This window comes from Micromonospora sp. NPDC049107 (assembly GCF_040648595.1).
In the GTDB taxonomy this organism is placed as follows: domain Bacteria; phylum Actinomycetota; class Actinomycetes; order Mycobacteriales; family Micromonosporaceae; genus Micromonospora.
The window spans coordinates 264,391-282,709 of the sequence record NZ_JBEZEC010000010.1 but is presented as its reverse complement, the minus strand read 5'-3'; the positions used below and the strand labels follow the sequence as shown (position 1 = coordinate 282,709).

Here is an 18,319-nt window from a genome sequence, read left to right as displayed (position 1 = left end):
CACGGAGCAAGACGAAATCACGGGCAGTGGCCGAGGCCATGCTGCGCCGGTACGGCGTGTGGGGCGGTGGTCGGCTCACCCTCGACGGCGATCTCACCGAGGGCAAGGGCCAGGCGAGTTCCTCGGCCGATCTGGTGGCCACCGTGCGGGCGGTGAGCGAGGCGATCGGGGTGACGCTCACCCCGGCCGACATCGAGTCACTGCTGCGCCCGATCGAGCCCACCGACGGGGTGATGTATCCCGGTGTGGTGGCCTTCCTGCACCGGCAGGTCCGGCTGCAAGCGATGCTGGGTCATTTGCCGGCAACGACGATCGTGGGCGTGGACGAGGGTGGCCAGGTCGACACGGTCGACTTCAACCGCATTCCCAAACCGTTCGGCCGCGCCGAGCGGCGGGAGTACCGCAGCCTGCTCGATGAGATCACGGTGGCGATCGGCAAGGGGGATCTCGCGACGGTCGGCGCCGTGGCCACCCGGAGCGCGCTGCTCAACCAGCGGCTGCGTCCCAAGTCGATGCTCGGCGACCTGGTGGCCCTCTCGGCCGCGACGGGCGCCCTCGGGGTGGTCGCCGCGCACAGCGGAACGATCCTCGGCCTGTTGCTCGCCGACGACGACCCCGACTACCCGGACAAGCTCGCCCGGGTACGGTACGGCTGCCGCGCCCTGGCCGGCCGGGCCTGGGTCGACCGATCCATGCCGACGATGCCGCAGTCGACCGATCTTCCCACCGGGTCCCGCTCTGGGCCGGGAGCCCGTTGACGGTTCGCCGGTCGGTCCGCCGCCCGATGTCGTCCGGTCAGGTCGGTGATCGCTATGGGTCTACTCAGCCTCCCCGGTTTCTGGAAAGCGAATCTTCGGGTCGGCATACCGGCCGCTCAAAATACATAACGCCGCCGCGTAGTCAGGGCTCATATTCGGACCGAGAGTGATCGCTGGTCCTACACAGCGGATTGTTGAACGCTCGACGGCCCCGCTCCGAGCTGTTACGCTCACGATTCGGACAGTGATCAACGGCAATGCCCTTGCCCATCGCCAGGGGTGCGAGGGCGATTTCGCCGCGCGTCGCAAGGTGTAACAGACGGAGCCGAGACCACGGGGGACTGCGGCTGTGATGAACTTCGAGATCCTCGGCACGCTGGGGGTGAAAGGCCCGACAGGCACAGCCACCATCCGAGCGGCGCGGCAGCGCATCGTCCTGGTGATGCTGCTGCTCGAGGCGGGCCGGGTCGTCCCGGTCGACCGGCTGTCCACAGCCATCTGGGACGACGCCCCACCGCAGACCGCGCGAGGACAGATCCAGATCTGCGTCTCCGCGCTGCGGCGGGCGCTCGCCGACGTCGGCCTGCCGGACCGGCTGGAGACCTGCGCTCCGGGCTACCTGATCCACGCCGGGCCCGACGAGGTCGACCTGCTCGTCTTCGAGCGGCTCGTGGCAGAGGGCCGACAGAGCGCCGAGGAGCAGCGGCTCGATGAGGCGATCGGCCGCTACGAACGCGCGTTGAAGCTCTGGCGGGGCGACGCGCTGGCCGGGGTGGAGAGCCGGCTGGTGGCAGCTGCCGGCGCTCGCCTGGAAGAGATGCGGTTGCGGGCGGTCGAGGAGTTCATGGACCTGAGACTGCGCCAGAGCGGCCACCAGGAGATGATCGCCGAACTCGCCGACCTGGTGGCGTCCAACCCGCTGCGCGAACACCTGCGGGCGCAATTGATGCTCGCGCTGTTTCGCAGCGGTCGCCAGGGGGAGGCCCTGGCCTGCTACCGCGACGGTCGCCAGACACTCGTCGACGAGCTGGGCATCGAGCCGAGCGCCGAGCTGCGCGAGGTCGAACGTGCGGTCCTGGGCGGTGAAACCGACTATGAGCTGGATCCGAGGGCCGCGACCCAGCCTGCCGACGTCACGCCGGCCGACTACCGCCCGGCCCGGCTGCTCCCGCCCGACATCGGTGACTACACGGGCAACCGGCCGTTGCTCGACCGGCTCCAGGAGATAGTCACCGCGGAACCGGATGACGGGAACGCGGCGCCCCGGATCATCTCGGTCTCCGGCACCGGCGGTGTCGGCAAGTCCGCCCTGGCGATCCGGGTGGCACACGCGACGAAGGACTTCTTTCCCGACGGGCAGCTCTACGCCCGGCTCAACGGCAACAACACCCCGCTGGGCGCCGCCCAGGTCCTGGAGCGGTTCCTGCGTGCCCTCGGCGTACCGCACGTGATGATCCCCGGCGGCATCGAGGAGCGTGCCGAGACATTGCGAGCCCTGCTCTCCGGGCGGCGCGTGCTCATGGTTCTCGACGAGGTCGCGGACGAGGAGCAGGTCCGCATGCTGGTGCCCAACTCCGCCCCCAGCGTGGTCATCCTGACCAGCCGCCGCCGGCTCACCGCCTTGCCGGCGGCTCACCACGTGGAATGTCCCTTGCTCGAACCCAGCGACTCGGTCGAGTTGCTGGCACAGATCGCGGGGCCCGGTCGGATCTATGCCGAGCCGACCCAGGCGCTGCGACTGAGCAGTATGTGCGGCCACCTGCCGCTGGCGCTGCGCGCGGCAGGCGGGCGACTCCTCATCCGGCCCCACTGGACAGTGGCTCGGATGGCCGAGCGATTCGCCGACACGAGCCGGCGCCTCGACGAACTGTCGCATGGCGAACAGAGCCTCCGGGCCAACATCGCTCCCAGCTACGAGTGGCTCAGCGACCCGGCACGCCGACTGCTTCGGCTGCTCGGCGTGCTGGAGGCACGCGATTTCCCGGAATGGATCTGCGCACCCCTGCTCGGCTCGGACGACGACGCAGGTGCGGAGGCGCTCAGCGAGCTGGTGACGGCGCAGCTGCTGGAGGTCGAGACCCCGGTCGGCGGCCGAGCCCGGTTCCGGATGCACGGCCTGATCCGGATCTTCGCCGCAGAACGCCACGACGCGGAGGACCGAGCCGAGGATGGGGCCGAGGCGCTGCGCCGGGCTCTGGGCGCGTGGCTGTATGTCGCGGAAAAGGCCCACCGCAGCGAGTACGGAGGCGACCACACCGTCCTGCACAGTGACGCGGTTCGCTGGAAGGTCGATGAGACTCTCTGCGAAGAACTACTGGCCGACCCGCTCGAATGGTTCGCGGTCGAGAAGGATGCCCTGGTGGCGATGGTCGGTCAGGCCGCTGACCTCGGCGCCGACGACCTCTGCTGGGACCTCGCGGTGACGCTGGTGACCATTTTCGAGGTGCGGTCGGAATTCGTCGAGTGGCGGGCCACGCACGACAGCGCGCTCGCCGCAGTGCGGCGATCGGGCAACAAGTACGGCGAGGCCGCGGTCCTCTACTCCATGGGCGCCCTGGCTGCCGCGGAGTACCGCCTGGACGACGCGGCCCGGTTGTCCCGTGCCGCCGACGAGCTCTTCGTCGACCAACGGGTGCTGTACGGCCGGGCGCTCGTCCTGCGCAACCTGGCCTTCATCGATCGGGCGCAAGGCCGCCACGAGGAGGCCCGGCGCAAGTACGAGCAGGCGCGTGAGTGGTTCAGGTTCGCCGGTGACGTGATCGGGGAGGCCCACGTCTTGTCCGGGTTGGCCCAGCTGGCCGTCATCGCCCACGACCGGCGTGCTGCGCTCGGGCATCTCACCGAGGCGATCCGGCTCACCGAGGGACGGAGCCGCCGGATGGAGGCACAGTTGCGGTACCGCCTCGGCGAGGTGGCCCTGAAGGGTGACGACATCGGCACCGCGCTCGACTGCTTTCACGATGTCCTGGAGATCGTCGTCGAGTACGGCGACCGGATCGGCGAGGCCTACGCGCGCTACGGCCAGGGCCTGGCGCAGACCGCGGCCGGCGATGCGGATCGTGCCGTCGGCACGCTGCGCCAGGCGGGCAAGGTCGCCGCGGAGAGCGGCGACCGGATGGTGAGTGCCCGCATCCAGCTCGCCTGGGCAGAGGCCGAGTACGCGATCGGTTCGCGGGACATGGCCGCGCGCCTGGCCGGCGCCGCGCTGCAGAGCTTCCGTCAGTTGGGCGACCAGGTGTGGCAGGCCCGAGGTTTGCGCCTGCTCGGCGACACCATCGCGGACACCGCGACGGCGATGGCGGCCTGGCGGGAGGCGCTGACCATACTCGGTAAGGTCGATTCACAAGATGCCCGTGACCTCGCCGAGGAACTGGTACGCAGGCTCACCTCGGCCTCCTTGGCGTTCCAGGTCGGCGAGGCCTCCTGAGCGGTCCGGCGGGGCCGGGCAGATCTGCGGTCACCCCCAGTTGGTGTCAGTGCGGCCCGGGGCGGTGGCGTGGTGCGAGCGGGCCGGGGTGTTCGGGATCGAGTACATGGTCGTCACTCCTCGACGGGTGGGGCGGTGTGATCGCACGACTGTCTACCGTGGGCTCCCGGCGCCGTTCAGCCTCGGCTCGGAATGGGTGATCACCTTGGCGAGGCGGCTCACCGCCTCGTGCACGTCACCGGTGGTGACGCCGCAGTGGATGACCGCGCGGATCCGGCCGTGCCCGAAGGTGTTGACGGCGACGCCGGCACTGGCGGCCATCCGCACGACCTCTTCCGGGTCCCGTCCCGCGACCCGGAAAAGAATGCTGTTGGTCTGTGGTGGGTCCAGCGTGACACCCGGGATCGCGGCCAGCCCCTCGGCCATCAGCCGCGCGTGGGCGTGGTCCGTGCTCAGGCGCTCGGCCGCCTCGTCGATCGCCAGGATGCCGGCAGCGGCGATCACGCCCGCCTGTCGCATTCCGCCGCCGAGCATCTTGCGGATCCGGCGGACCCGCAGCAGCGTGGCCTCGTCGCCGGCCACCATTGAACCGATGGGTGCGGCGAGCCCCTTGGACAGGCAGAACTGCACCGTGTCGGCGTGCTGGGCCAGCTCGGCCGGCGGTACGCCGCGCGCCACCGCGGCATTGAAGATCCGGGCACCGTCCAGGTGCACCGCGACGCCGCGGGTCCGGGCCAGCGCGGCGACCTCGGCCGCGTACCCGTCCGGTAGCACCACCCCGCCGCAGCGATTCTGCGTGTTCTCCAGACAGATGACCGCCGCCGGGGCGAACTGTGGATCCTCGTCGTCCTCCGGGAACGCCGCGGCGATCGAGGCCAGTGGCAGAGTGCCGTCGGGAAGGTTGCGGATCGGCTCGTAGGAGATGCCACCGCATACCGTCGCGCCGGCCGCCTCGTACAGATAGATATCGGATTCCGACCCGACGATCGCCTTGGCCCCGCGCGGGGCGTGAGCCATCAGCGCAGCCAGATTGGCCATCGTCCCGCTCGGCATCAAACAGGCGGCTGCCTTGCCGAGGCGGTCGGCGGCCAGTCGCTCCAGTCGCAGCACGGTGGGGTCCTCGCCGTAGACGTCGTCACCGAGCGGGGCGGTGGCCATCGCCGAGCGCATCGCGGCAGAGGGCAGCGTGAAGGTGTCACTACGCAGTTCGATCATGGTTGACCTCGATTCGCAGATATCCGAGTGCGGCGTCCAGCGCCTTGCTGACCTCGTGGCCGGAGCTGCCCACCGCAATGACGTGCCCGAGCCGGTCATAGGCGTTACGCGGCGGACGAACGGCGGTCCCGGGTGCGGCCGTCACCGCCACGTCGACCACGCCCGGCGTCCGGCGGGCCGCAGTAGTGCCCTCGACGGCGGTGAGCCGGCCGGTGCGACCGGCGGTGAGGAACGCGATCCCGGCGGTGCGGTCCCGTGCCGGACTGAGCTGGACCGGGAGCCGGCACGCCGCGCGCAGGTGTTGCTCGACGATGTCCACCCCGGTGGCCAGCCGCACGAGCTCGGGGATCATGCCGCCGGCGGGGCGCGCGTTGATCTCGACGATGGACGGGCCTGCCGAGCCGAGCCGTACCTCGGTGTGCGTCGCGCCTTCCCGGATACCCGCCGCGGACAGGGCACGGGTGACCAAGGTCAGCACCTCGGCGTGCAGGGCCGGCGGAAGAGCCGCGGGGAAGACGTGCCGTGCCTCGACGAAGTGCGGCGGTGCGAGCGTGGACTTCGCCGTGACGCCGAGACAGGTGACCGTGGCGTCGTGGCTGAACATCTCCACCGACACCTCCGGCCCCGCCACGTACTCCTCGATCAGTGCCAGCCTGGCGGTCGCCTGGCCGCGCACGTTCGTGGTGACCGCCAGGATGCACTCGACCTGGTCCGCCGTCTCGGCGAGGTCGTGGCAGAGCCGGACGTTGTTCGAGCCGGAGTCGTCGATCGGCTTCACCACGCACGGCAGGCCGGTCACGGCGATCGCGGCCGGGATCTCGTCGGTGGCGGCGACCACGGCGTACCCGGGCTGGCGCACCTCGGCCGCGCTCAGCATCCGCCGTGTCGCCGCCTTGTCGCGGCACACGGCGATCGCCTCCGGCGGGTTGCCCGGCAGGTCGAACGAGGCGGTCAGCTCGCTGACCTGCGGCAGGTAGAAGTCGCTGGTGGTCGCGATGCCGGCGGGCGACGAGAGGTTCGCCTTGATCGTCCGGGCCAGCTCCGCAGTGTCGTCGGTGTCGCAGACCACGGTGCGGACGCGGACGTCGGGCAGCCCGCGGTAACGCTGGGGCGAGCTGGTGAACAACACCGGCTCCACGTCGAGGCGGGCGGCCGTCCGAATGGCCGTCATGCCGGTGCCCGTGGTGTTCGCCTCGATGAAGCCGAGCTGACGGCGGTGGTTCCGCCCGAGTTCGGCGAACGACCAGGCGGTCACCACGGTGCCGTACGGAACCTGCACCGGGTGGCTACGAGGCTGCGTCTCCGGCCGGTGCCGATAGACCGACTCCACGTACCGGTCGCCGCGGTCGGGGAAGATGCCCACCAGCGTCGTCCCTTCGGCGGCCTGCCGGGCCAGGTGGGTGAGGACCCGGTACACCGAGCCAGAAGTGTTGCCGGCGAAGATCTGCTGCTCCCGGGCCAGCGCCCGGGTCGCGGCGAACGCCTCGTCATCGGACAGCCAGTGCACCTCGTCGAGCACGGCGTAGTCGATGTTGTCCGGTTGCAGGCTGTTGCCCAGTCCGCTCTGCAGGCGCTCGGGACGGTCCGGTTGGGCGAACAGCATGCTGCCGACGGCGTCGACGCCGACGGAGGTCAGCTCCGGCCGGTCGGCGCGCAGCGCCGCCGTGGTCCCGCACAGCGAACCGCCGCTGCCCACCGCGCCGACGAGCACATCGAGGCCATCGATGTCCTTCAGGAGCTCGTCCGCCAGGGCGCGGTACGCCAGCGGGTTGTGCGGGTTGTGGTACTGCTGCGGCCAGAAGGCACCGGGCAGGTCGTCCATCAGGTGAGCGAGGCGTTCCAGCCGGGCACTCTGCCAGCCCGCTCCGGTCATCGCCTCGACGACGTGCACCGCGCAGCCCAGCGCCTCGAGCTTGGTCAGGGTGATCGGATCGATCCGGGGATCGGTGACGATGTGGACCGGATGACCGAGATGGTTGCCCACCAGCGCCAGCCCCAGCGCCATGGTGCCGGACGAGCTCTCCACGATCGGCGCGCCGTCGACCAGCGTGCCGGCCTCGCGTGCGCGCAGGACGACCTCCTTGGCCACCCGGTCCTTCATCGCCATCAGGTTCTGCATCTCGAGCTTGGCGTACGCCCGCACCCCGGGGGCTGCCGGAATCCGCAGCCGGACCAGCGGGGTATGTCCGATCGCCGCCGTCACCGAGTCAAACAACATGGTGTCCTCGCAGTTGGTCTTCCACGGCGTTCACCGCAGAGGTCGTCGCGGAGCGGCGGTGCCGTCCCCATGCCGCGTGCTCGTCGAGTTCGGCGCACTGGACGGCCAGGAGGCGACGTACCGCGTCCGGACCGGTTGATCCGTCGGACGTCCGTGACGCCAGGTCGGCGTCCACGTCGAACGCCTCGGTCAGCAGGTCCGTCGGCTCCGTCACCGGGTAGCCGGCGGCCAGCCTGCGCAACAGCGGCCCGTCGGGCTCGCCGGGGGAGCGGCCCGCGTCGACGGCCGCCGCGATGTACCGGCCGGCCACCACCTGCGCGTGCCGCCATGGCAGTCCCGCTCTCAGGGTGAGCAGATTGGCCAGCCGGAAGCCGCCGAGGTGGTCACCGGCGCACGCATCCCGCATCTGCTCGGGCCGGAAGCGGAGCTCGGCGAGCACGGTGCTGGTCAGCCGGAACACCGATCCAGCCTGGGCGAACAGCGCATTCAGGTGACTACCAGCCTCCTTGGAAACCTCGACCATGTTGGCGTACGGAGTCGCGCGCTGGACCATGGCCACATCGAGGTGCAGCGCCGTCAGGTGTGCGCTCCGGCCACGGATCCGTTCGAGCACCGGGAAGTTGCGCTTCTGCGGCATGGACGAGGAGATGCCCACCATCGAGTCCGGAAGGTCCACCAGGCGGTAGGCGCCGCTGGCCCACGCCATCAGGTCGGTGGCGAAGCGGCTGAGGACCACCCCGTAGGCGGACAGATCCCCGCTTACACGCAGCGCCCACCCACGGGAGGCCACCGCCATCAGGGCGTGCCGGGTCGGCCGATCGAAACCCAGGAGCGTCGCCATGCGGGGCAGGTCCCAGTCCAGCTGTTGACCGGCCATCGCACCGGCGCCGAGCGGGCACTCGTCGACCGCGTCGTAGGTCGCACGCATCTGCCGGATGGTCCGCAGCGACTCCTCGACCAGGGCGGCAAGGTAGAAGCCGGGCGTGACGACCTGAGCGGCCTGCAGGTGTGTGTATCCGGGCATCGGCAGGTCGACGCCGGCCGCCGCGCGGTCGGCGGCGGCCCGAGCCAGACCGACCAGACTCTCAATGAGCGCGGCGAGCTGCGATCGGCCGTACAGCAGTTGGGCGCAGGCCTGGAGATCGTTGCGGCTGCGGTCGACGTGCCATGCGGCCGGCACAGGTTCCGGTCCGCCCTGGACGTACCGTTCGATGGCGAACGCGAGGTCGGACATGTTGCCCTCCGGATCGGCGGTGATCTGTTCCGGGGTCAGCTCGTTCAGCCGAGAGACCAGCGCGGCCGACTGGGTGTCGTCGATCAACCCCATTCGCCGGTACTCCAGCAACAGGACCTTTTCGATCAGCACGTACCAGGGCAGGAGCGTGCGGGCTTCCTTCTCGAACTGCGGGCGCAGGATCTCTTCGTGCAGGACGTCGGCCGGGGGAGCGTCGACACGCCCGGTGAACCTCACCGGTCCGCCCCCTCCAACAGGCGACGCACCGTGGTCAGGAGTACGTCCGCCCCGGCCAGCAGATGTTCCGGCTCGGTGTGCTCACGGGGGGAGTGGCTGATCCCGTCCCGACTGGGTACGAAGATCATTCCGACCGGGCCCGCCGCAGCGACGATCTGCGCGTCGTGACCGGCGCCGCTGTGCATCGTCAGCACGGGAAGTCCGTGCTCGGCCGCGGCGTCGGTGATCGCGGCGCTGAGCCGGTGGTCGGTGCGGACGGGAGCGGCGCGCATGCGGACGTCCACCCGCGCGTCGATGCCGGGTCCCAGCGCGGCCACCGCCGCCAGGACGGCGCGTTCGGCGTTCGCCAGCCGATCGAGTGAGCCGTCCCGGATCTCCACGGTCAAGGTGACGGCGCCCGGGATCACGTTGGTCACGTTCGGCCGGACATCGAAACGGCCCACCGTCGAGACGGCGCAGAGCCGGCGCACCCGGGCGATGTCCTCGATGGCGAGCGTCAGGCGGGCACCGGCTACGAGCGCGTCGTGCCGATCGTCCATCGGGGTGGTTCCGGCATGATTCTGCTCGCCGGTGACCGTGATCTCGAAGATGTGGCGCCCGGTGATCGCCTCGACCAATCCGAGCGGGACACCGGCCCGTTGCAGCACCGGGCCCTGTTCGATGTGCAGCTCGAGGAAGCCGCCGAGCCGGCCGGCCGGCCACACGGCCGAGGACAGGGCGTCGATATCGCCCCCGGCAGCCCGCAAGGCGTCGCGCAGGGGAAGCCCGGCGCTGTCCACCAGACGCTCGGCATGTTCGATGGGACCGACCATCGCCTTCGATCCGAAGAAGGGGTACCCGAACTCGGCGCCCTCCTCGTTGGCGAAGGCGACCGCCACCGGCTCGTACGCAAAGGAGCCGTCTCGTTCGTCCAGCCGTGCCAAGGTCTCCAGGGCGGCCACGACGCCGTATGCCCCGTCGAGCCGGCCGCCGTGCACCACGCTGTCGAGATGCGATCCGAACAGCAGGACCGGCCGGTCCCGGTCCGCCTCCCGGCGTCCGATGAAGAGGTTCCCGGCCGCGTCGACGGTGGCGCGCAACCGGAGCATCCGCGAGCGCTCGCAGAGGTATCGCCGGGCGGCGTGATCCGCCTCGCTGAAGCCGGTCCGAGACACTCCGCCCAGCTCGTCCCCGCCGAATCGGGCCAGCTCCGCCAGGTGGGACAGGAACCGCCGACGGTCGATCATGGAAGCCGTCTGGTTGAGTTTCAGCACCGTGCACCTCCAGCCGCCTGGACTCCCTCGACCGCGGTCAGCGCGGAGGTGGTGTCGGGGCCGGCCAGGTGCGCGGACCACGCCACGAGATCCGTCAGCCCGGACCTGCCGCCACAGGTGATGCGGTGACCGCGTCCACCCGACCGGCGCCCGAATCGGTCGGCGGCGGCGGGCGCGCTGCGGTCCTGACTGCTGTTCGCGCCGCCGAGTACGCAGACCGACAACGGCGTTGGTGCTGCTGCCGCCATAGTGAACATGTCTATCCGCCGCCCTCTCGACAAGCCGGTTCACACCAGCCGGTGGGTGGTGCAGCACCGATACTCACTGCCGGGCCTATCGGCGTGCTGTCGGCTCGTGCCGTCATGAGGACGCGATCGCAGGCCGACGGTCGACCGAGGCGGAAGCCCGGCGAAAGCCATGGTTCGTACAACAGTCGTGACGGTCGTGGTGTCGGTGGGACGGCTTCAGCAGCGACCGCCGGCCACCGCGTCGGACCGCATCGCCGAGGGGGAGTGACCACCGTATGCGCTATCTGGAGCCGCCGGAGGTCGATCTATTCCTGCAGGATCTGCGGGACGGGCCGTCGCGGCGGTTCCGCCGGGTCGTCGTCCGCTATGCGTCCGACGGGATAAGTGTCGACAGTCTGGCGGCGGCCCAACAGCGATTGATCGACGACGTACCCGAACTGGCCGATCGGGTCCGTCGTGACCAGGGTGGCTGGCGCTACGAGCCGTGCCCCGTAGCGCCGGAGGTCTATGTGGAGACCCATCAGATCGACATCGAGGACGAGGCCGCCCGCACGCGGCTGAACCTCGAGCGTGACCGCCCGCTGGATCCGGTGATGGGCCCGCTCATCCGGATCAGTGTGCTGCGTTACCGCTCCGGTGACGCGCACCTGCTGCTGGCGCTGCACGAACTGGCCGCCCGGATGCGCTCGTCCAGGGCGGTGATGCGGTCGTTACTGGCAGTCGCCACCCCGGTTTCCCCGCCGGCTGGGTGACCTCACCGCCACAGACCAACTGGCCGGCTGCCCACGGGCAGCCGGCCAGTTCGTCGTGCGGGACGAGGGCTACAGCGGGGCGACCAGCCGATCACCGGCGTGGTCGACCACGAACTGGTCGATCGCGGCGATGGACCGGAAGTTGCGGATGTCGAGGTCGTCCCCGGCCACCGTGATGCCGAACGTCTGCTCCACGAACATGATGACCTGCACGGCGAAGAGGGAGTTCACGTAACCGTTGGCGAAGATGTCCTCGTCGTCGGCGATGCCGTCGGCCTGCCGCCGGACGAACGCACGGATCGTGTCCAGGTGGTTCTGCATGTCAGTTCCTTTCCGGAACGGTTGTGGGGTCCGTGGTGCGGTAGTCGAAGAGGCCCTGCCCGGTCTTGCGGCCCAGGTGACCGGCGTCGACGAGCTTCCGCAGCAGCAGGCTCGGGCGGTACTTGGGTTCGTTGAAGTTCTCCAGGAGGACGTCGAGCGAATAGAGCACGGTGTCCAGGCCGATGAGGTCGGCGGTGGCCAGTGGTCCCATGCGGTGCCCGAAGCACTGGACGAAGAGCCGGTCGATCTCGGCCGCCGGTGCCACGCCCTCCTGCAACAGGCAGATGGCCTCGTTGACCATCAGCATCATGGCGCGATTCGTGACGAAGCCGGGCGAGTCCTCGACCACCGCAGTGTCCTTGCCGAGCCGGGAGATCAGGTCACGGGTGAAGGCGATGGTCTCGGGCGAGGTGTGGAAACCGCGGATGACCTCGACCAGCGGCTTGAGCGGCACCGGATTCATGAAGTGGGTGCCGACGACCCGGTCGGCCCGCTCGGTCAGCCCGGCGATGCGGGTGATCGGGATCGCGGACGTGTTGACCCCGAAGACCGCGGCGGGCTTGCACATCTCGTCCAGCTCTCGGTACACCCGCTGCTTGAGCGAAAAGTTCTCGGTGATGTTCTCGACCACGAAGTCGGCGTCGGCCACGTCAGCGAGCTCGGTGCTGAACGTGATCGCCGCCAGCGTTGCGCCCGGTGTGCTCTCCGGCGTACCACCGACCATGCCGAAGAGCCGCACGTTACGCGCTATCTCTTCGGCCGCTCGGTCGAGAGCGGGTTTGCCGATGTCCACCAGGGTCACGTGGTGGCCGCCGGCGGCGAAGGCGTGCGAGACGCCGATCCCCATGGTTCCCGCCCCGATGACGGCGATGTTCTCTCGCACGGGTAATCCCCTGTCAGTTGTCATGACTTATCGGCCGTCAGGCGCGGCGAGCAACTCGGCGACCCGGGCGGGCCAGCCGGCCGGGTCGAGTCCGTGCTGGCACACGACGGCATAGGCCAGCCGCTCCAGGCCGAATCCGGCACACGCGGAGTGCGCGACCTCCCCGTCGGACATGTGGATGCCGAAGGCCGATCCGAAGGTGCGCTCGTGGAGGTTGAACGACCCGACCGCGATGTCCCGGCTGCCGCCGACGTCGAGCCGCAGCTCGTACTTGAGCTCGAGCAGACGCTGCGAGGTGGCGCGGGCGGCCACGTCGAGATCGCCGAAGAACGGATCGCTCGCCACCTCGCACCGGCCGCTGAGGCCGAGATCCTCGGTGAGACCCAGAATGCGGTCGAGGAGGCGCTGCCGGCCGGCTGTCACATGGTCGCGGTCGCCCAGGAAGACGATCTCCCGGATGGTGAAGTCCCAGAGCCGCTCCAGACCGCTGTGGTACTTCTCCTCGTGGCGGAACGACTTGCCGCGGGCGGTCACCACGCCGGCGTCCTCCGGCAGCGTTCCGTCGGCGTGCTGGTGGAAGGTGTGATAGCACATGGTCGGAGGGAGGCAGTAGTCCACGCCGGCGCACCGGTCGAGCACATCGGGCACCATCGCTCCGCCGGTGCTGGTGTCCGTCACGAAGTCGCGGTAGACGTCTCGATCGCTGTGCAGGCGGCTGACGAACATCAGGTACTGCGGGAAGGACGTCAGGTAGCCGCAGCGGTGCATCACGGATGCCGGGATCAGCGTCGGGTAACGCTGTTCGCGCGCGCGGAACTCGTCCACGACGATGTCGCGAATCGTGTCGTCGAGGGCGTCCATCAGGTGCAGCATCTGTGGGCCCAGCGCCACCTGGCCCTGGCCGGAAGGCGACGCCTCCCCGTCGGCCATGAGCCGGTCGAAGGTCCCGTCCGGGACGGGACGCTCGGCCGGGGAGGACCAGATGACCTTCGGTGGACGGGTCAGCTGGCTCAGGACATCGTCGTTCAGTACAGCGTTGACCTTGCGCCGGACCTGGTCGACGTCTCCCTGGTCGGCCACTGTCAGGTCGACGGCGGTGACCTCATCGCCGTTCCGGACGAAGCGGAAGTTGAGGATGTCAGCGGTGGCGAAGAAGATCCGGCGGCCGAACTCCTCGGCGGAAACAGACGACAGCGGCTGTTCCATGGCGATGGTGAGGGTGGTCAAGAGATGCCTCCTCGGGCATGACAGGTCGCGAGCCGGCTGTTCATGCGGGCAGGCCGATCAGCGAAGCGATGATGTTGCGCTGGATCTCCGAGGTGCCGCCGTAGACCGTGCCGGCCAGCGCGTCGCGTACTTCACGTTCGATCGGCTGGTCCTCGACATAGCCTCGGGCGCCATGGATCTGCAGGGCTGCCAGAGCGGAATCGACGAGACCTTCGCTGGCGTACAGCTTGAGCATCGCCGCCTCCAGCATCGCCATCCGGCCCTCCCGCTTGAGCCAGCCGACCTTGTACAGCAGCAGGCGGGCCAGCTCCAGACGGACTCGCATGTCAGCGATGGGATGTGAGACGCCCTGGAAAGCGGCGATCGGTCGGCCGAACTGCCGGCGCGCACTGGCATGCGCCACGGACCGCTCCATGACCCGCTGGAGGGCGCCGACCTGGGCGGCGAACATGAAGCCGCGCTCGTACTCCATCGCCGACGTGAAGAGCCGGTATCCGCCACCGGCAGCGCCGAGCAGGTAGTCCTCCGGGATCACGCAATCCTCGAACCTGACCTCGCCCATCGGGGTCCCGCGCAGACCGGCCTTACCGATCTCGCGGACGACCCGGACGCCCGGCGTCGACGCCGGGACGATGAAGGCCGACAGCCGCCCCTGCGGCGCCGCATCGGGTTCGGTAACGGCGAAGACCACGAACAGATCGGCCACCGGTGCGTTGCTGATGAAACACTTGGTTCCGGTGAGGAGGTACTGACCGTTCTCCTCGACGGCCCTGGTGGTCACCGACAGGGCGTCAGAGCCCACGTCCGGCTCGGTGAGCGCGTGTGCGCCGATCGTCGAGCCGTCGATCAGGCCCGGCAGGAACTGCTTGCGCTGCTGCGGGGTGCCGTGCTCAGCGATGTACACGGCGCAGGCCCAGACGTGGTTGTTGATCGCGAAGACCAGACCATTGTCGGCGCATCCGTAGGCGAGCGCCTCGAAGGCGACGACGCAGCTGAGTGGATCCAGTCCGGCGCCTCCGTACTCGGCCGGGAAGGGCCAGCCCAACACCCCGAACCGGGCACACTCGTCCCACCCCGCACGGTCGAACCGTGCCTCGCGGTCGTTCGCACCGGCCTGCTCGCCCAGGCGTGCCTGCGCGAATTCGATGATCTCGGTGCGCAGCCGGCGTTGGTCCTCGTTCAGCGCGAAGTCCATGATTTTCCCCTCTCGGCGTCCGCCGGCCCGGATCCGGCCGCGGTGGGTTCCCAGGCGCCGTTCGCCCAGGCGTGTGCCAGCACCCGGGCCATCGCGGCCACCTCGCCATGGTCGTTGCCGCGGCTGGTCAGGGTGGCGACGACCGGTGGTGTCCCCGGGCCGCGGGGACGCGCGGGGTGCTGGTTGGCGAGCGAGGTGAGCATCTGCCCGGCACCGACCTCGACCGCCAGCACGCGCGGCATCCCCCACATGCGCGCCAGGTTGCCGGCGAACTGGACCGGCTGGCAGAGGTGCCGGGCCCAGTAGCCGGGCGAGCAGGCTTCCTCGTCGGTCAGCCAGTCACCGGTGACGTTGGAGAGCACCGGGATGCTCGGCGGCGTGAGGGGAATGTTCTCCAGCAGACGCTCCAGCGGCCGGGCGACCGGATCCATCAGCGGGGAGTGGAAGGCGTGCCGGGCCGGCGCCGGAAGAGTGGCGACACCCGCAGAGGTCAGCCGTTCCGCCAGCCGGGCGACGGCCGAGGGCGTCCCTGACACCTGACACAGCCCGGCGCCGTTCACTGCGGCGAGCCACAGGTCGTCTCCGAGATGCTCGGCCAGGTCGCCCGGATCCAGCATCACGACCAGCATGGCGCCGGCCGGTACCTCCTCGATCAACGCCGCTCGGCGCGTGACCAGGGTCAGTGCGTCCCGGATGTCCAGCACTCCGGCCACGCAGGCCGCAACGTACTCCCCGATGCTGTATCCGACCAGCGCGGCGGGTCGGACGCCCCAATGCAGCAGGAGCCGCGCGAGGCAGTACTCCAGGGCGAAGACCAGCGGTTGCGCGAGGCTGGTCCGGCTGAGAGGACCGCCGGCATCCCGCTGGAGGAGCTCCCGCAGGGACCACCCGGTCGGGCCCGACTCGTCGGTGAGCAGCAGCTCGCGCAGATCCTGATCGAGAAGGGGGCGGAGCATCTCGCTGACCCGGTCGAGCTCGGCCCGATAAGCGGGTACGGCGTGATAAAGGTCGCGGCTGAGACCGGGACGCTGGTCGCCCACGCCGGGGAACATCAGCACCACCGAAGCAGGCGGGACGGGCCGGCCACGGGCGACGAGCCACGAATCCCCGCCGTCGAGCAGTTCGGTGCAATGTGCCGCATCGCGTCCGAGCGCCACGACACGATCCTCGTCCGGCACACCGGGTCGTCGCCGCAGGAGCCAGCCCTCGGCGGCCACGGTGCTGGGGCCCGTGGCTTCTGGCGATGGGATGTTCGTCGTGTCGGTCATTCGGGATTCCCCTTCGCGCGCCGGGTCGGTTATCCGTCCATGCTTCGGCGCAGCGACAGCGGGCGCATGTCCGACCACACCTCGTCGATGTGGCTGAGGCAGTCATCCTTGGTGCCGGTCGTGCCGTCGGGCTGCCAGCCGTCCGGAGGGGTCCGGTGCAGCGGCCAGATGGAGTACTGCTCCTCGTCGTTGATCACGACCTGGAACTGCTCCGTGGTGCTCATCTCGTTGTCCTTCCGGTCAGCTGCGCGCCATGCGCAGCACGTCCTCGTCACTCAGGGCGGCGACCTGGCGCTCGACCAGCTCCTCGATACGGGCGGCCACCGCCTCCACCGTCGGATGCTCGAAGAGCAGGTTCATCGGGATGTCGGTGCCGAAGGTGCGGATCATCTGGCTGGTGGTCCGGATGGCCAGCAGGGAGTGCCCGCCGAGAGCGAAGAAGTTGTCGGTGGCGCCTACCCGCGGGGCACCCAGCATGTCCTCCCAGATCCGGGCCACCACCTTTTCCGGTGGTGTCCGGGGGGCCACGTGCTCGTCCTGCTCGACCGCCGCAGGCGTCGGCAGTGCCTGCCGGTCGAGCTTGCCGCTGGGCAGTCGGGGTAGGTGGTCGAGCAGTTCGATGGCCGACGGCACGGCATATCCCGGAAGGGTCGCGGCGGCATGCTCGCGCAGCCGGGCGGCCGTCAGGCCAGGCTGGTCGACCACCAGGAACAACGCGATACGGGCGTCGCCGGACGGCCCGCGCCAGGTGGTCGCGGCGGCATCGGACACTCCGTCGCATCCCCGCATCACGGCCTCGATCTCGCCCAGCTCGATCCGTACCCCGCGGATCTTGACTTGCCGGTCCTGACGGTCGAGATAGTGGAGCCGGCCGGCACGGTCACGGCGGCCGCGGTCGCCGGTGCGGTACACCCGTTCGCCGGGCCGCCACGGATGAGGCAGGAAGGCTGCCGCCGTGCGCCCGGGCGCGTGGAGGTAACCGCGGGCCAGGCCGATTCCGCCGATGTAGAGGTCGCCCGCTTCGTCGTCCGGGACAGCCTGCATGCGGTCGTCGAGGACCAGGACCTCGTTGCGGTCGATCGGACGGCCGATGCTGACCGAGGCGACCGGCCCGGAGCGGTCCTCAGGCGTGCAGGTATGACAGGTCGAGTCGATCGAGACCTCGGTGGCGCCCCAGGTGTTGTCGAGGGTCACCGTGTCCCCGAAGCGGGCCAGGAACCGCTCGGCCAGCCGGGCGGGCAGCGCCTCGCCGCTGGACAGCACGCTGCGGAGTCGGTGCAACCGGTGGACATCGGCGTCGGTCAGCTCGTCGAGGACCAGCTCCAGCATCGACGGTACGAAGTTCAGGTGTACCGCCTCGTACCTGATCGCCGCGTCGATGATCGCGCGAGGGTCACGGTGCGCGCCCGGCGCCAGCATCGCGGTCCGGCCACCGGCGGCCAGTGGCCAGAACAGCTCCACCGCGGCGTCGTCGAAGGTCAACGTCGTCTTGTGCAGAACCGTCTCGGCGGGACTCAGCGGGTGGTGCCGCTGCATCCAGTCCATCCGGTTCGTCCAGCCCCGGTGCGTGCAGGCCACCCCCTTCGGGTGCCCCGTCGAGCCGGACGTGTAGTAGACGGCGCAGAGGCCGTCCGGGTGGACGTCCGGCAGTGCGGGTCCCGGGGTGGGCCCGGCGACGCTGAACGGCAGGACGACGGCGACCGACCGGAGCGCCTCGGCCGTGCTGGCGATCTCGCCGGGCCCGGCCAGACAGATCCGGGCCCGCGCGTCGGCGACCAGTTGCCGGGTCCTGGCCGGTGGGGTGCCGGGCTCGATCGGCAGGTAGGCCGCGCCGGCGCGGAGGATCCCGAGCAGCGCCGTCACCATGGCCGCCGACCGGTCCGGCACGATCGCCACCACGTCGTCCGTACGGGTTCCCCCGGCGACGAGGGCGCCGGCGATCCGATCCGCTCCCGAGACGAGGTCGCGGTAGGTGAGGGCGGTGTTCCCGTCGATCACGGCGATCGCATCCGGCGTCCGGTCACTCTGCGCCACGACGGCCGAGTGCAGGATGGCCCTTGGCTTGGTCATGCCGGCGACGTTG

General features: G+C 70.0%; 14 protein-coding genes. 3 read left to right on the top strand and 11 right to left on the bottom strand.

Going from position 1 to position 18,319, the window contains the following annotated elements; translation table 11 throughout:
* Window positions 1–26: 26 nt before the first annotated feature.
* Both AB0B55_RS24990 and AB0B55_RS24985 read left to right on the top strand, forming a co-directional pair.
* Entirely contained in the window at window positions 27–758 is a 732-nt protein-coding gene (locus AB0B55_RS24990; protein ID WP_357128439.1) for a kinase, read from the top strand.
* A 352-nt stretch (window positions 759–1,110) separates the two neighbouring features.
* Complete coding sequence (locus AB0B55_RS24985) at window positions 1,111–4,185, top strand: BTAD domain-containing putative transcriptional regulator (protein ID WP_357128442.1); 3,075 nt, start codon at window positions 1,111–1,113, stop codon at window positions 4,183–4,185.
* Between the two features lie 153 nt (window positions 4,186–4,338).
* Here the strand turns inward: AB0B55_RS24985 and AB0B55_RS24980 are convergent, their stop codons facing one another.
* From AB0B55_RS24980 to AB0B55_RS24965, 4 genes are read right to left on the bottom strand one after another with little or no spacing between them, the layout of a single operon-like run.
* A complete protein-coding gene (locus AB0B55_RS24980) occupies window positions 4,339–5,400 on the bottom strand; it encodes a GntG family PLP-dependent aldolase (protein WP_281593044.1) in 1,062 nt (353 codons plus the stop codon).
* The gene (locus tag AB0B55_RS24975; RefSeq protein ID WP_357174176.1) at window positions 5,384–7,618 is read right to left on the bottom strand and encodes a pyridoxal-phosphate dependent enzyme; all 2,235 of its coding nucleotides are present in this window, start codon (window positions 7,616–7,618) and stop codon (window positions 5,384–5,386) included. The genes AB0B55_RS24980 and AB0B55_RS24975 overlap by 17 nt, the downstream gene beginning before the upstream one ends.
* Window positions 7,608–9,089: a lyase family protein gene (locus tag AB0B55_RS24970; RefSeq protein WP_357128448.1), complete on the bottom strand. Its 1,482-nt coding sequence runs from the start codon at window positions 9,087–9,089 to the stop codon at window positions 7,608–7,610. Before AB0B55_RS24970 ends, AB0B55_RS24975 begins: the two co-directional genes overlap by 11 nt.
* The gene (locus tag AB0B55_RS24965) at window positions 9,086–10,315 is read right to left on the bottom strand and encodes a Zn-dependent hydrolase (RefSeq protein WP_357174173.1); all 1,230 of its coding nucleotides are present in this window, start codon (window positions 10,313–10,315) and stop codon (window positions 9,086–9,088) included. Before AB0B55_RS24965 ends, AB0B55_RS24970 begins: the two co-directional genes overlap by 4 nt.
* A 550-nt stretch (window positions 10,316–10,865) precedes the next feature.
* Between AB0B55_RS24965 and AB0B55_RS24960 the strand changes: the two genes are divergently transcribed.
* Window positions 10,866–11,342 (top strand): hypothetical protein, encoded by a 477-nt coding sequence (locus tag AB0B55_RS24960; protein WP_141714744.1) that lies wholly within the window; start codon window positions 10,866–10,868, stop codon window positions 11,340–11,342.
* Window positions 11,343–11,411: 69 nt separating this feature from the next.
* On the opposite strand, the gene AB0B55_RS24955 is transcribed toward AB0B55_RS24960, so the two are convergent.
* Genes AB0B55_RS24955 through AB0B55_RS24925 form a run of 7 tightly spaced genes read right to left on the bottom strand, consistent with a single transcriptional unit; the run spans window position 11,412 to window position 18,306 of the window.
* Window positions 11,412–11,663: a phosphopantetheine-binding protein gene (locus tag AB0B55_RS24955; protein ID WP_091606476.1), complete on the bottom strand. Its 252-nt coding sequence runs from the start codon at window positions 11,661–11,663 to the stop codon at window positions 11,412–11,414.
* A gap of 1 nt (window position 11,664) precedes the next feature.
* Window positions 11,665–12,546, bottom strand: coding sequence for a 3-hydroxyacyl-CoA dehydrogenase NAD-binding domain-containing protein (locus AB0B55_RS24950; protein ID WP_091606472.1), 882 nt, complete (start codon window positions 12,544–12,546; stop codon window positions 11,665–11,667).
* Between the two features lie 27 nt (window positions 12,547–12,573).
* Entirely contained in the window at window positions 12,574–13,773 is a 1,200-nt protein-coding gene (locus AB0B55_RS24945) for a hypothetical protein (RefSeq protein WP_091606468.1), read from the bottom strand.
* 40 nt (window positions 13,774–13,813) lie between these two features.
* On the bottom strand, window positions 13,814–14,968 hold the full coding sequence (locus tag AB0B55_RS24940) for an acyl-CoA dehydrogenase family protein (protein WP_091606465.1): 1,155 nt from the start codon (window positions 14,966–14,968) through the stop codon (window positions 13,814–13,816).
* Window positions 14,953–16,236, bottom strand: coding sequence for an acyltransferase domain-containing protein (locus AB0B55_RS24935; protein WP_357128464.1), 1,284 nt, complete (start codon window positions 16,234–16,236; stop codon window positions 14,953–14,955). Before AB0B55_RS24935 ends, AB0B55_RS24940 begins: the two co-directional genes overlap by 16 nt.
* 29 nt (window positions 16,237–16,265) lie before the next feature.
* On the bottom strand, window positions 16,266–16,460 hold the full coding sequence (locus AB0B55_RS24930; protein WP_091606459.1) for an MbtH family NRPS accessory protein: 195 nt from the start codon (window positions 16,458–16,460) through the stop codon (window positions 16,266–16,268).
* A gap of 16 nt (window positions 16,461–16,476) precedes the next feature.
* Window positions 16,477–18,306: a non-ribosomal peptide synthetase gene (locus AB0B55_RS24925; RefSeq protein WP_091606456.1), complete on the bottom strand. Its 1,830-nt coding sequence runs from the start codon at window positions 18,304–18,306 to the stop codon at window positions 16,477–16,479.
* Window positions 18,307–18,319: the final 13 nt, after the last annotated feature.

Bases quoted from the DNA above. Each gene is read 5' to 3' on its own strand.
- AB0B55_RS24985 (WP_357128442.1), top strand. From the start codon at position 1,111: ATGAACTTCGAGATCCTCGGCACGCTGGGGGTGAAAGGCCCGACAGGC.
- AB0B55_RS24980 (WP_281593044.1), bottom strand. From the start codon at position 5,400: ATGATCGAACTGCGTAGTGACACCTTCACGCTGCCCTCTGCCGCGATG.
- AB0B55_RS24975 (WP_357174176.1), bottom strand. From the start codon at position 7,618: ATGTTGTTTGACTCGGTGACGGCGGCGATCGGACATACCCCGCTGGTC.
- AB0B55_RS24965 (WP_357174173.1), bottom strand. From the start codon at position 10,315: ATGATCGACCGTCGGCGGTTCCTGTCCCACCTGGCGGAGCTGGCCCGA.
- AB0B55_RS24960 (WP_141714744.1), top strand. From the start codon at position 10,866: ATGCGCTATCTGGAGCCGCCGGAGGTCGATCTATTCCTGCAGGATCTG.
- AB0B55_RS24955 (WP_091606476.1), bottom strand. From the start codon at position 11,663: ATGCAGAACCACCTGGACACGATCCGTGCGTTCGTCCGGCGGCAGGCC.
- AB0B55_RS24940 (WP_091606465.1), bottom strand. From the start codon at position 14,968: ATGGACTTCGCGCTGAACGAGGACCAACGCCGGCTGCGCACCGAGATC.
- AB0B55_RS24935 (WP_357128464.1), bottom strand. From the start codon at position 16,236: ATGACCGACACGACGAACATCCCATCGCCAGAAGCCACGGGCCCCAGC.
- AB0B55_RS24930 (WP_091606459.1), bottom strand. From the start codon at position 16,460: ATGAGCACCACGGAGCAGTTCCAGGTCGTGATCAACGACGAGGAGCAG.
- AB0B55_RS24925 (WP_091606456.1), bottom strand. From the start codon at position 18,306: ATGACCAAGCCAAGGGCCATCCTGCACTCGGCCGTCGTGGCGCAGAGT.